This window comes from Chitinophaga sp. SVR4-12A, assembly GCF_056754765.1.
The window spans coordinates 751,787-764,333 of record NZ_JBPGWP010000001.1 but is presented as its reverse complement, the minus strand read 5'-3'; the positions used below and the strand labels follow the sequence as shown (position 1 = coordinate 764,333).

Genomic DNA, 12,547 nt, shown 5'->3' with positions numbered 1-12,547 from the left:
CTTATTTTACTACGGAAACATTTACGTTCATGCCTACCTTAATGGCCGACAACGCAGTGTCGGTAAACATTATTTTTACAGGAACACGCTGGGTGATCTTTACAAAATTGCCGGTAGAATTATCGGGTGGCAGCAGGGAGAACTTAGCGCCGGTGGCCCCTGAAAGCGACTCGATCCTGCCGTGAAATGTTTTACCCGGTATCCCGTCTATCGTGATCAGTGCGGCCTGTCCCGGGTGCATATTATGCACCTGCGTTTCCTTGAAGTTGGCGATCACCCATTTGAAGGGCTCGTTGATAATGGTCACCAGCGGTTGTCCCAGCTGGATCTGCTGTCCTTCCTGTATTGTTTTCCTGCCAAGCCGTCCCGTATAAGGGGCGGTGATCACGGTATATGAGAGGTTGATACGTGCAAAGTCCAGTAATGCGTTCTTTCTTTTCAGATCAGCCATCAGCAGGGCATGCCTTGATCTAAGTTCATCTACCCTTGTAACGCTGCTGCGCAGCGTGTTCTGGCTGGCGCTGTATTCGCTGGTGGCCACGGTATAACGGGCCTTCACCTGTTCAAATTCCTGCCCGGTAACGGCTTCTTCGCGTATCAGGTTCTCGTAGCGTTTCATATCCTGTTCCTGTTGCCAGAGCCGCGCTTTTGCAGCAGCGATCTGGTCCTGGTTGACGGTTGTGGCAGTTTCCAGCGAACGTATGGAGCTGGCCAGCACTACCAGTTGGGCCTGTGCATCTTCTACCGCTGCTTCGGCCTCCTGCAACCTGGCTTTGTACTCCCGGTCGTCCAGCAGCACCAGGGTGTCGCCCTTTTTTACCAGCTGGTTTTCCTCGAAGCGGATGGATTGTATATACCCGGCTGCCCTGGCAGATACCGGGTTCAGGTAGGCTTCCACCTGCGCATCATTGGTCTTTTCATATTGCGCATTGTGAATAAAGAAGATGATAAAGTAAATGGCAGCTGCAAGGGCTATAAGAATGGCAATAATGGTGGTGACGATATTGCCCGGATGTCTTTTTGTAGGCCTGGCCTCGGTCATGATCTGGCGTATTTATAGTGATTGTAGATTATAGTTTACCCGTAACATATAGCAGGCGGTAGTAATAGCCCATCGCATCTGTTTGCGCCTTTACCAGGTTGAAATTGGATTCCAGGTAAAGGTTGTCAGCATCCAGCAGGTCGGTCAGCAATGCCAGTTGGTTGTAGTATTTCGTGCTGACGATCTTCAGGTTGGCGGCCGCCTGCTCAATGGATTTCTCCGCCACCCTGATCCGCGTGAGTGATTCGCTGTATTTAATATATAAGGACCGGATATTTTCGTTCACATTGTCGTTGATATAAGCCCGCTGCAGCTGCAGGCTGTTGAGCCTTTCTTTGGCAGCAGCTACTTTGTTCTTATTATGATAGAGCGATGAAATAGCATATTGCGCCCGTATCCCGATAAACCCAACAGAGTACCACTGTGCCACCGGTGGAAAGAAGAAAAAGTTGGGATAGTTCAATCCATAAGCGGAGTACAGCTGTACCACGGGATAGTAAGCGCTGCGTATCGAACGGATCCTGCTTTCCTGTAAACGGATCGCTTTGGCAGTGCGCTGTAATACATAGGGCGCTGCCGGTTCGGCGTTCATGCTGCTTTGCAGTCCGCTGAGAGAAAGCGGCTGGGCCAGCGCCGTGTCGGTGATCACCAGCTGCGCGGTATCCGGTATGTCCAGTTGGACGGCGAGCTTTTGTTTGGCGATGACAATATCATTGTCTGTTGTTTCTTTATTCAGCTGAATAGAGGAAAGGTTCAGCTCTGCTCTCAGCAGGTCGCTGCGTGTAACACGCTGATTGTTGTAAAGGGAAGTGATATTCTTTAAGCGGAGCTCCGCCCGTTTCACCTGTTCGCTAAAGAGGGAATCCAGCTTATACAGGCGGATAATGTCCAGGTAGAGGAGGGCGGCCACTTGTGCACTTTGTCCGGCCTGATCCGTAACGCCCAATGTTGCCAGCTCCCTGCGGATGCTTTCTTCTTCGATAGCGTTTCTTAACCTGCCGCCGGCAAAGAGGGTGAAAGCGGCGCTGGCGCCCATGTTAATGGTATTGGGATCCGGCCTGCGGGTGAAAGACTCGGACTTTGACCATCCGTTGTCGTACAATGTAAGCTGCGAGAACCGCTGGTAGTTGACCTCCATACCCAGCTGCGGTAGTGTGGCGTTCTGTGCATCCCGGAGATCGAGGGTACTGGCTTTTTCGTCCTGCTTCAAGGCCTGCACCAGCTTGTTCTGTTGCTGCGCCATTTTAATGGCCGCAGGCAGGGAAAGGTAATATTCTTCCCCCGTAGCGGTATCCTGTGCAAGCAGCTGAGTGGCAAAAAAGAAAAGTGTCAGCAGTAGGAACAAAGTTTTCATAACCATATGCGCTATTGAGCAAAGTTCCTCAACTTAGCGCTGGTTGTAAATGTCCCAATAATAGCTTCTGTTGTACGGATTACGGTATTTCGTAGGCGGGCCGTCCAATGCTATGCGGCTAAAGGCTGACGACTAAGCTTTCATTTACTGCCTGCTTCTGTTGTTTTTATAAACGAGATCAGCCCCCTCATATACGTCTGTTGATCATCATACATGCTCATATGGCTGCCATTGGGGCAAAAGAGGAAAGTGCCTTTCTTTACCTGTCCGGCGATCCACTTCATATGTTCCGGATCCATAGTATCATACTTGCCGCCAATGCTTAAGGTAGGCACCTCAATAGTGGGCAGTTGGGCCTTCACATCCCATCCCTCCAGCTTACCGGAAAGACCAAATTCACTGGGCCCCTGCATGGTTACATAAAAAGGCTGGTTCAGGCGGCTCATCGAGCGCGCCATCGGTTCAGGCCATGTGGGCAGGCGGCAGATGAATTTTGAATAGAAATGCGTCATCAGCAGCTCCATATATTTGGGACTGTCAAAATCACCTTTTTTCTCGATCTGGCGGATGGTGTCCAGCACCTTCGGGTCCAGCTGTTTGGCCAGCACTTCATCGGCATAGCGGTTATAATCAGCGGCGCTGGCCATCATATTGGAAATGATCAGGCCTTTGAGATGCTGCTGGTATTTGATGGCGTATTCCATGGCCAGGATACCGCCCCAGGAATGCCCCAGGAGATAGAAATTATCTTTGTCGAGGTGCAATGCCTTGCGTACCTGCTCCACTTCATCCACACAACGGGCAAGGTCAAACAGGGAGGTATCCTTTGGATTATCTGAATAGCCGGTACCCAGCTGATCGTAGTAAATAAACTCAATACCTTCTTTGGGGAAAAAGCTTTCAAAGCATTCTACGTATTCATGGCTGGCGCCGGGGCCGCCGGTCAGCAATAGTACCTTTGTCTTGGGGTTGTTGCCGATATGTTTGGTCCATACATTGAATGTGCCTTTGGGCGTTGTGATTGGCACTACTTGTACGCCGCCTGTTTGAACGCCGCTGTCGGCCGGGGTGAAGTAGCTGCTGTCAGTGGTAGTTTTCGTATTTACCTGGGCGGTATTGCAGGATAATGCTGCTAAGTATATGATCAGTAAGCAGGTGAAAGGTTTGATATTGGGCATATAGTGGTTTTATCTTCAAATGTAGTAAATCGTAAGAATAAGCAGGGCTCACCAAACCCGGTGAGCCCCTCCGACACAATTCAGGGAAACTATTATTTCCACGTATAATACGGTCTTCTTAATATAGACTGCTGATGAAAATCAAACATCGCTACATAATAGACAGCATGATCGGGGAAGTAAGCCAGACCGGTCTGGCTCTTGCTGATGTTCAGCATACCATTAAGGTGCTTCATACAATGGTTTTTTGAGTGGTCGTAATTATCGGGTTAGAAAATGTGGTGTGTTTCATTCATCATGGGAATATTTAGGGAAGGGGCCTGCCAGTCTGTTAACGGGAGCTTTTCTGCAATTTTTAGTGATGCAGTGGGAAGCGTACGCGGAAGGTAGTGCCTTCATTTTCTTTGCTGGTAAAATCGATGCTGCCGTTTACAAGGTCGAGATAGCGCTTGACGATATATAGTCCCAGGCCGGTGCCCTGGATATTATTGACATTTGTTGCACGGAAGAACTGCCTGAACATTTTTTCCTGTCCGTGTTCCGGGATACCGATGCCCTTATCTGTTACGGTCAGGGTCATGGTGTCATCGTCTACCAGGGTAGACACGGCTATATCCTGCTCGGAATACTTAATGGCATTTGAAAGCAGGTTGAGCAGGATGTTCTGTAAGATCTTGGAGTCGAAGCATATGCTGGTGAGACCGGTATGCTGGTAGCGGATATGTTGTTTGCGTTTGCAGATGGCCTTTATATCATCAATTACTTTTTCTATGAAGGGAGATAATTCGAAGCTTTGTTCCATTACGTCTATCCTCCCTTCCTGCAGTTTATCGAGCGAGAGAAAATCTTCCAGGATGTTCGTCAGGGTTTTAACGGCGGCCTGGATCTTTGCAAGATGCTTGTGTGATTTTTCCTTTTCACCGGTTTCCACGTATTTTTCTATCAGTGAAACGCTGGTGAGCAGTGTACTTAAGGGAGTTCTGAACTCATGGGATGCCATCGACACAAAATCAGATTTCATTTCATTCAGCTCCTTTTCTCTTTCGAGGGAGGCGATCAGCTCTGCTGTGCGGTCCCTGATACGCTCTTCCAGGTCCAGGTGCAGCTGGTGCGCCTGTTCTTCTGCGTGCTTGCGGTTAGTGATGTCGAGGTTAAGATTGGCGATCTGCCCGGGTCGCGGTGAAAAGGTGAAGATCTCAAACCACCTGTTGAGCACAGGGATGAAGCGTTCTGTTCTTACCTGTTCCTGTGTTAGCAGCACCCGTTTCACAATTTCGGCCGCGTTCTGGTCCAGCACCCATAAGACATCGCTGAGCGTCTGACCTTTCAGTTCTTTATTTGTTTTTCCGAGTGTTTTTTCGGCGGCGGGGTTCACTTCTACGAAACAAAGGTCGGTCACTGTTCCTGCATCGTCTGTAATAACATCATAAACGATCAGGCTTTCCTGGATACCGTTAAAGATCATGCGGTACCGCTCCTCGCTCTGTTTGAGGGCCTGCTCCGTCTTCTTTTGCTCGGTAACGTCAATGGAGAGGATCAGTACGCCCTCCGGAACGGGCTGCATCCTCAGCTCAAAATAGCCTACGGCACGGTGAGGGAAATTGAATTCCACCTCCATCTTATGAGTGTGGCAGTCCTCCATACAGCCTTTGATGCGCCTGAACAGTTCCGTGTCTTCAATACCGGGGTAGATTTCCATGAGGGTATGGCCCAGCAGTTTTTCTTTTGAGAGCATGGAGTGCACAGATATGGCCTCATTCACATACAGGTACTTCCAATCCCTGCTGATGACCTGGACGCCTTCTATCAGATGATCAAACAAGCTATATTTTTCCTGGTGCATAAGGGCTTGCTTTTAAGCGGTGGGGGTTAACTAAAGGTAGATATATCTTTTAACATCGCGTGGGGTTGGCAGCTATTTTGCTAGATTTACAGGCATGCCATCTCACCCCAGGATATGACACTCCATCAACACCCCCAGATACCTGAAACCATGCTTGCCATGATATTGGAAGCTCCCGGGAAACCATTGGTGCTAAAGAACCTCCCGATGCCTGTTCCGGCTGCAGCGCAGGTGCTCGTGAAAGTGATTGCCTGCGGCGTATGCCGTACCGATCTTCATATTGTGGACGGAGAGCTGCAACATCCCCGTTTGCCCCTGATACCGGGCCACGAGATCATCGGCATTGTGGTGGCTAAAGGCCCGGGGGTATTGCAGCTGGACGTAGGCGACCTGGTAGGTGTTCCCTGGTTGGCGTATACCTGCGGTACCTGCAAATACTGCCTGAGCGGACGCGAAAACCTTTGTGAAAATGCGCTGTTCACCGGGTATACCGTGAATGGCGGTTATGCCACATTTACCGTAGCCTGGGAGCAATACTGCCTGCCTTTGCCCAGCCTCTATGCCAATGCTTCCGGCGCGCCGCTGCTTTGCGCGGGCCTGATCGGCTACCGCTCTTATCGCATGGCTTCCCCGGATGCGCGGAATATCGGTATGTACGGCTTTGGTGCGGCAGCGCACATCCTTACGCAGATCGCTGTTTATCAGGGTAAGAACGTGTATGCCTTTACACGTCCCGGCGACCAGCGGGGCCAAAACTTTGCCCGGAAACTGGGAGCGGTATGGGCTGGAGACTCTGGGCAAAAGCCCCCGGTACCGCTGGATGCGGCGATCCTTTTTGCACCTGACGGGAAATTGATCCCTAAAGCGCTGGCAGATGTAGACAGAGGCGGCATGGTAATTTGCGGCGGTATTCATATGAGCGCGATCCCTTCTTTTCCTTACAGCTTGTTATGGGAAGAACGCGGAATACGCTCCGTAGCCAATCTTACCCGGGAAGACGGAAGGCTGCTTTTACAACAGGCGCCTTTGGTACCGGTGAAAACAACTACCCAGGTATTTGAGCTGCATCAGGCCAATGAGGCTTTACAGCTGTTGCGTGCAGGAGAGATACAGGGGGCGGCGGTGCTGGTAATGCCGTTGGAGGAATTATAATTTATTTATTATTTTAGTGTCGCATAATTAATTAAATCAGAATAAATTAACCCGTAGAGATCCGATACCTATGAGACAGTTATTCCGTCTGGTAAAAGGCCATTTCTTTATTTTTTTCCTGATTTTAATGTACGCATGTGCCGATAATGAAAGCAGCAAATTCAATGGTTACGATGCAGACGGTAAAAAGAACGGCGAGTACATCCGGTATGAAGACGGGAAAATTGTGCAAAGGGATTATTATCTGGATGATACCATCTGCCTTTCAGTTTTTTATTCAAAAGATAACGAAAAGCCTATGTACGCACAGGTCTTTGAGCATAATGATATAGACAGGCAAATTGTTTTCAATTCCAAAGCGTTTAATAATTATTTCTTTTCTCTTCAGAAAAACGACGTTTCAGATCAGGAGAAAGGTAAAAAGATGTTCCAGTATTATTGCATTAGCTGTCATGCAAGAGCTTCGCAAGACGCTTCATTAAAGAAAATAAAAGATGATTCAACGCAATTATATAATTTGATTAACAGGTCATCTCATCCGACTTCTTTCCAAAAGATGGATTCCATTGAGCTGCATTACCTGCGTTCTTACATACGGTCCCTCTAGCATAATAACTAACGCGGAAAATACTCCTCATAGATCGAATCCGGCAACAGCCTGGCGCCTTCCACCATCTGGCGGTTCTTGTGCTTAAATCTTTCAAACCGTCTTTGCAGCTGTACCATTTTATACCTGTCAACAACAGGGGAGAGGCGCATTTGCGGATCGATGCGGAAAAGGTCGTTCCCTATGATCATATGTTCTCCCTGCATAAAGTCGATCATGAAATGTTTGTTCTCCATAAAAGGATACGCTTTGCGGTTGCCGAAAGTATGCCCGGTATCCAGTCCGCTGCCTACCCAGGAAGCAAGTGAAGGCACGCGCAGCTGGTACTGCGTACGCAGCAGGCGCAGTATACTGGGAGCAACATCAAAATGAGACGACACCGCTGAGAATGTGGCGCTCCTTTGCAGCAGCGGGGAGTAGATCAGGAAGGGCACCCGGTAGCGGTCCAGCTTATCCTTCATCGGGATCTCCGGCATGCGGTGATCGCCTGTGATGATAAAGATGGTATTACCGTAATCCGGCCTTTGTGCATAGTACCGTAAGAACTCCCGCAGGGCATCATCAACAAACAGGATGCTGGCATACTTCAATTTAAAGTCGCGTGCAATCTCCCTGCTCGCTTTGTCAAAATGCAGCTCGTTCATCCGCTGTTCAAAGCGGGCCAGGTACTTTTGCTGCTGCGGAACCAGGAAAGGCTCATGAGAAGTAACGGTGAGCAATACCCTGCAATAAGGGGTGTCATTATTTTTAAGCGTAGAGAAATAAAAGCGGTAGAGCTCTTTATCGCCATATCCCCAGCAAAGCCCGAGCTGGTTGGCCGGCAGCTTGTTGTAGCCTTCGGGAAAAGATTGTATGTCATAAATGTGATCAATGGCATTGCGATGCAGAAAATCTGCCATGTTATCAAACTGCGCATCGCCGCCATAATAAAAAGCGGTTTCATATCCGTTGTGCTTAAGCAGGCTTATTAAGCTTAGGTGCGGAGGCATGCGCTTGCCCATTTCTGTAAAGCCCGTTTTGCCGAAAGGCGCTGAAGCCAGGATGGAAGGCAATACGGCGAAGGTTCTTCCCGCTGCGCTCAGGAAATTCTCCCAGTACAGGGAATGTTTTGACAGTGAATCCATAAAGGGCGTAAAGCTTCCTAAATAAGCCCCTTCATTGGCATAGGCCCTGCCTACCCCTTCCAGCAGCAGGATCACAATATTAGGCGGATGGCCGTTCCTGCGCAGGAAAGGGGACAGCACATCCCTTGTTTCATCCGGGTGCAGGAAGGGATAATGTTTTTCATCCGTATAATGAAAATAATCGATGCTGTTGTTGTCTTCCTCCCGTTCTGTCAGGATATTGCTGTCTGCATACATATTCAGTTCTGCCGGTGAAGCAAAAAAGTAATCCAGGCTCTGCCGGTAAAAAAAGTAAGAGGTATTATTGCTGAGGCTATTGCCATATTCAGAGCTTTCGCTGCGCCAGGTTTGCGAGCGGTTGGCCAGGTTAAACACTTCAGAGAAGCCCGACAATACAATAATACTGATGCCTATTGTGGGTGCGGGATGGATCCTGCCGGGCAGTTTCACCAGGCTCCAGACAATCAGTCCGATCACGGCCAGCAGTCCGATCACGGCCAGGGACCGGATGTTTGCGGCAGCGATGGTTTGCCAGATGTCATGGATGGAATAATACCAGAGGTCGGCGCCCAGCATGGTGAGCGTAGTAAGGAAGTACTGTGTGAGCGCAATATGCAGCAGGCAGATGAGGATGGCGCTGACAATGCCCACGCGTTGCGCCAGCTTTTCACTGAAAAGGGAGATCAGCAAATGCCCCAGGAATGCCCAGGCGCCCAGGGTCATCAGGAAGATCATGTCTTTTGCAATGCCTGTCAGCCATACATCCCACCAGGCTCTCAGGCGGCCGTGCAGCATCCTGTCGTACACCATGGCCGCACACCGCAGGAATAAAAATAAAGCACAGAATATCAGGTACCAGCTTGTAAATCCGCTTACGGTTCTTTTAACATGTGCTACGGATAGCGACATATATCTGCTTATAGTCAACATAGGGGCAAAAGATCGTGGAATAGTAAAAATTGTTTCTGGAGTGCTTCAGAGGAATGGTTGGAAAGATGAGGCGCCAGGTCTGCATCTTTAGTTTCAGGTTATGAAATTATTAATTTTTTGTTAAGCGGGCAAAAATCAATTTCCTTTTAAATGAGCCATCATCGTGGACATCCGAGAATTAATAATGAAGTATTTTTTATTTGAATATTGAAAATTTAATTTTTTTTACTAACTTGCTATTGAATCGTTAATCTCAATCACTTCCAATAAACAATTCTTTTCGACCCCAATCGAATGGCAAGGATTTTTTTCTTTTAAAGACTGGCACCAGATTAAAGAAGAACCGTACCACAGCTTCAGTTTGTTTCTATTTTTTACCTTTTATGCTTTTGCCGATCCGTAAGACTGTGACTTACGATAGCGCAAGCTTTATCTTTTTACCAGCTAGAATGAAACCCCATGACTGACTTCCAAGCCGGATGGCGTGTTATTTATACCAAGCCGCGCCATGAGAAAAAAGTAACAGAACAACTTTCCAGACTAGCCGTAGATGCCTTTTTGCCAACTGTCAAATCGCTCCGCAAATGGTCCGACCGTAAAAAGTACATCGATGCTCCGCTGTTCCCCTCTTATGTTTTCGTACATCTTAAGAATGATCACCACTACGTCAACAGCCTCGACATTGACGGCGTATTATATTATGTGAAAACCGGCAATGAAATAGCCAGGGTCAGCACCGCCGTGATCGATCATATCCGCCTTATTGTTACAAAAGGCCAGGAGGTAGAAGTGACCTCAGAATATTTCCAGTCTGGTAAATGCCTGCTCATCCGTGAAGGCCCTTTTACCGGTTTTGCATGTGAAGTAGTGCAATACAAAGGAAAGGAGAAGATATTGGTCCGCATTGATCTCCTGCAGCGCAGCATTTTGCTCAATCTTCCACAGGAATATCTCATGGAAGCGGTTAGTTGTTAGTTGTTAGTTGACAGTTGTCAGTTGTCAGTTGTCAGTGAATGCAGCGAACACCATCTTCGCAGCATTTACTAACGACTAATCGCTAACGACTGACAACTGTCAACTGACAACTCTCCACTCTCCACTGTCAACTAATAACTCAAAACTAACAACCTTTATTTATGCCAGTTCAACCAACTTATCCTGGCGTGTATATTGAAGAACTGCCCAGTGGCGTGCGAACGATCACCGGAGTGGCTACCTCAATAACCGCCTTTGTTGGCCGCGCATTGAGCGGGCCTGTGAATGAGCCAGTCATCATCAACAGCTTCGGTGATTATGAACGCATCTTCGGCGGGCTATGGGTGGATAGTACGATGAGCTATGCCGTGCAGGACTTCTACCTCAACGGCGGCAGTCAGGCCATCATCGTCCGCATTGTGAACGGCGCGGGTATCGCTACCATCCCTTTGCCGGGCACATTAAGCCCGATGGGCGACTTTCTCAACCTGAAGGCCGCCAGTCCGGGGCTTCTGGGCAATAACCTCAGCGCAGCTGTTAACTACAACACAAAGGATCCTACTGCGCCGCCCTCATCTCCCGTAACAGCTGATACTACACACTTTAACCTGATCATTTATGAAAACAAGGTGAAAGTGGAAGAGTTCCTCAACGTATCCTTACAGCCTGCCGATGTGCGTTTCCTGCCCCGCGTGCTGGAACAGGGCTCTACCCGTGTTGGCGTGGAAAAAGACGGCAGCGGCAACTGGATCGTGCCTACCGTGCGCCCGGCAGTGACCACTACGCCCATCACCGCCACCGGCGGAGATGATGGCAGTGATCTCACCGCCCTTGAATATGAAGGCAGCCAAAGCCTGAAGACAGGGATCTATGCGCTGCTGAATACCGACCTCTTTAACCTGCTGTGTATACCGCCGCCCACCCGGCTCTCAGATACCAGTGCTTCTACCTACCAGAAGGCCCTGGAGCTTTGCGTGCAGAAACGGGCCATGCTGCTGGTAGATCCGCCGCTGGCCTGGGCAGCTATTCCCACCAGCGCGGTGTCCAATGCCATTGCAGGATTGTCTACATTAGGCCTCTCCGGTACTGCTGCGCGCAATGCAGCGCTGTATTTTCCGAGAGTGCGCAAGCCCGACCCGGCACGGCAAAACCAGATAGATACTTTTGTACCCAGCGGCAGCATTGCCGGTATCATGGCGCAGACAGATACCAACCGCGGCGTGTGGAAGTCACCTGCCGGGATCGACGCGGGCATTAATGGTATACAGGGTTTGCAGGTGAACCTGAACGACCAGGAGAACGGTCAGCTGAATCCCCTGGGCATCAACTGTCTCCGTGCTTTCCCTATCACCGGCAGGGTAGTATGGGGCGCCCGTACCCTTCGCGGCGCCGACCAGCTGGCAGATGAATATAAGTATATCGCCGTTCGCCGCACAGCTCTCTACATTGAAGAAAGCCTTTACCGCGGTACGCAGTGGGTGGTGTTTGAACCGAACGATGAGCCCCTATGGGCGCAGATAAGACTGAACATCGGCGCGTTCATGCATAACCTCTTCCGCCAGGGCGCCTTCCAGGGCACCACGCCAAGAGATGCTTACCTGGTGAAATGCGATAAGGAAACTACCACGCAAAACGATATCAACCAGGGCATCGTGAATATACTGGTAGGTTTTGCACCATTAAAGCCTGCCGAATTTGTGATCATTAAGATTCAACAGCTGGCAGGTAAAATTGAAATCTAACTATTATGGCACAGTTTACCGTAAACACGCAACGCTTTGACCCGTACAAGAATTTTAAGTTCCGGGTAAAATGGGAAGGCCGCTACGTTGCCGGCATCAGTAAAGTAGGTGGCCTTAAGAAAACCACCGAAGTGGTGAAGCACCGCGAAGGCGGAGATCCCAGCAGCAGCCGCAAATCACCGGGCCGTACGGAGTTTGAAGCAATATCACTGGAACGCGGAGTGACGCACGACCAGGAGTTTGAAAAATGGGCCAACAAAATATGGAACTTTGGTTCAGGCCTGGGCGCAGAAGTATCCCTGAAAGATTTCAGAAAAGATATTATCATAGAATTGTACAACGAAGCCGGGCAACTGGCCATCGCTTACAAGGTGTTCCGCTGCTGGGTATCTGAATACCAGGCTTTACCTGACCTCGACGCCAACGCCAATGCAGTGGCCATACAGCATATCAAGCTGGAGAACGAAGGATGGGAACGCGATTATGAAGTAACAGAGCCGAGCGAACCTTCTTTCACGGAGCCTTAATTATAGTCGTAAGTCGTTAGTCGTTAGTCGTTAGTTGTCAGTTGTCAGTTGTCAGTTGTCAGTGATTGACGCG

Annotated in this window: 11 protein-coding genes; 5 read left to right on the top strand and 6 right to left on the bottom strand. The window is 49.3% G+C overall.

All coding sequences use genetic code 11. The features are described 5' to 3' along the window. Position 1 precedes the first annotated feature (1 nt). The 5 genes from ACR9Y8_RS02995 to ACR9Y8_RS02975 form a co-directional block, all read right to left on the bottom strand. Positions 2-1,042 (bottom strand): HlyD family secretion protein, encoded by a 1,041-nt coding sequence (locus ACR9Y8_RS02995; protein WP_481211745.1) that lies wholly within the window; start codon positions 1,040-1,042, stop codon positions 2-4. A 28-nt stretch (positions 1,043-1,070) separates the two neighbouring features. Then, a complete protein-coding gene (locus tag ACR9Y8_RS02990) occupies positions 1,071-2,396 on the bottom strand; it encodes a TolC family protein (protein ID WP_481211744.1) in 1,326 nt (441 codons plus the stop codon). A gap of 140 nt (positions 2,397-2,536) precedes the next feature. Beyond that, a complete protein-coding gene (locus ACR9Y8_RS02985; protein ID WP_481211743.1) occupies positions 2,537-3,574 on the bottom strand; it encodes a proline iminopeptidase-family hydrolase in 1,038 nt (345 codons plus the stop codon). 92 nt (positions 3,575-3,666) lie between these two features. Next, a complete protein-coding gene (locus ACR9Y8_RS02980) occupies positions 3,667-3,810 on the bottom strand; it encodes a hypothetical protein (protein ID WP_481211742.1) in 144 nt (47 codons plus the stop codon). A gap of 119 nt (positions 3,811-3,929) precedes the next feature. Next, positions 3,930-5,417 carry a sensor histidine kinase gene (locus ACR9Y8_RS02975; RefSeq protein ID WP_481211741.1) on the bottom strand — a complete coding sequence of 496 codons (1,488 nt, stop codon included), beginning with the start codon at positions 5,415-5,417 and terminating at the stop codon, positions 3,930-3,932. 114 nt (positions 5,418-5,531) lie between these two features. Here ACR9Y8_RS02975 and ACR9Y8_RS02970 point away from each other — a divergent pair, with 114 nt between their 5' ends. Together ACR9Y8_RS02970 and ACR9Y8_RS02965 are read left to right on the top strand one after the other, a co-directional pair. Continuing rightward, positions 5,532-6,569 carry a zinc-dependent alcohol dehydrogenase family protein gene (locus ACR9Y8_RS02970; RefSeq protein ID WP_481211740.1) on the top strand — a complete coding sequence of 346 codons (1,038 nt, stop codon included), beginning with the start codon at positions 5,532-5,534 and terminating at the stop codon, positions 6,567-6,569. 70 nt (positions 6,570-6,639) lie between these two features. Further along, positions 6,640-7,176 (top strand): hypothetical protein, encoded by a 537-nt coding sequence (locus ACR9Y8_RS02965; RefSeq protein ID WP_481211739.1) that lies wholly within the window; start codon positions 6,640-6,642, stop codon positions 7,174-7,176. 8 nt (positions 7,177-7,184) lie between these two features. Here ACR9Y8_RS02965 and ACR9Y8_RS02960 read toward each other — a convergent pair whose 3' ends face one another. After that, positions 7,185-9,209: an LTA synthase family protein gene (locus tag ACR9Y8_RS02960; protein WP_481211738.1), complete on the bottom strand. Its 2,025-nt coding sequence runs from the start codon at positions 9,207-9,209 to the stop codon at positions 7,185-7,187. 480 nt (positions 9,210-9,689) lie between these two features. Between ACR9Y8_RS02960 and ACR9Y8_RS02955 the strand changes: the two genes are divergently transcribed. From ACR9Y8_RS02955 to ACR9Y8_RS02945, 3 genes are all read left to right on the top strand, one after another. Further along, positions 9,690-10,205, top strand: coding sequence for a UpxY family transcription antiterminator (locus ACR9Y8_RS02955; RefSeq protein ID WP_481211737.1), 516 nt, complete (start codon positions 9,690-9,692; stop codon positions 10,203-10,205). 161 nt (positions 10,206-10,366) lie between these two features. Further along, the gene (locus ACR9Y8_RS02950) at positions 10,367-11,947 is read left to right on the top strand and encodes a phage tail sheath family protein (RefSeq protein WP_481211736.1); all 1,581 of its coding nucleotides are present in this window, start codon (positions 10,367-10,369) and stop codon (positions 11,945-11,947) included. 5 nt (positions 11,948-11,952) lie between these two features. Beyond that, positions 11,953-12,474, top strand: a complete 522-nt coding sequence (locus tag ACR9Y8_RS02945; protein ID WP_481211735.1) for a phage tail protein — start codon at positions 11,953-11,955, stop codon at positions 12,472-12,474. The last annotated feature ends 73 nt before the right edge of the window (positions 12,475-12,547 follow it).

What these genes read in the sequence shown, in the direction of transcription:
- ACR9Y8_RS02995 (WP_481211745.1), bottom strand. Translation starts at nt 1,042, where the DNA reads ATGACCGAGGCCAGGCCTACAAAAAGACATCCGGGCAATATCGTCACC.
- ACR9Y8_RS02990 (WP_481211744.1), bottom strand. Translation starts at nt 2,396, where the DNA reads ATGAAAACTTTGTTCCTACTGCTGACACTTTTCTTTTTTGCCACTCAG.
- ACR9Y8_RS02985 (WP_481211743.1), bottom strand. Translation starts at nt 3,574, where the DNA reads ATGCCCAATATCAAACCTTTCACCTGCTTACTGATCATATACTTAGCA.
- ACR9Y8_RS02980 (WP_481211742.1), bottom strand. Translation starts at nt 3,810, where the DNA reads ATGAAGCACCTTAATGGTATGCTGAACATCAGCAAGAGCCAGACCGGT.
- ACR9Y8_RS02975 (WP_481211741.1), bottom strand. Translation starts at nt 5,417, where the DNA reads ATGCACCAGGAAAAATATAGCTTGTTTGATCATCTGATAGAAGGCGTC.
- ACR9Y8_RS02970 (WP_481211740.1), top strand. Translation starts at nt 5,532, where the DNA reads ATGACACTCCATCAACACCCCCAGATACCTGAAACCATGCTTGCCATG.
- ACR9Y8_RS02965 (WP_481211739.1), top strand. Translation starts at nt 6,640, where the DNA reads ATGAGACAGTTATTCCGTCTGGTAAAAGGCCATTTCTTTATTTTTTTC.
- ACR9Y8_RS02960 (WP_481211738.1), bottom strand. Translation starts at nt 9,209, where the DNA reads ATGTCGCTATCCGTAGCACATGTTAAAAGAACCGTAAGCGGATTTACA.
- ACR9Y8_RS02955 (WP_481211737.1), top strand. Translation starts at nt 9,690, where the DNA reads ATGACTGACTTCCAAGCCGGATGGCGTGTTATTTATACCAAGCCGCGC.
- ACR9Y8_RS02950 (WP_481211736.1), top strand. Translation starts at nt 10,367, where the DNA reads ATGCCAGTTCAACCAACTTATCCTGGCGTGTATATTGAAGAACTGCCC.
- ACR9Y8_RS02945 (WP_481211735.1), top strand. Translation starts at nt 11,953, where the DNA reads ATGGCACAGTTTACCGTAAACACGCAACGCTTTGACCCGTACAAGAAT.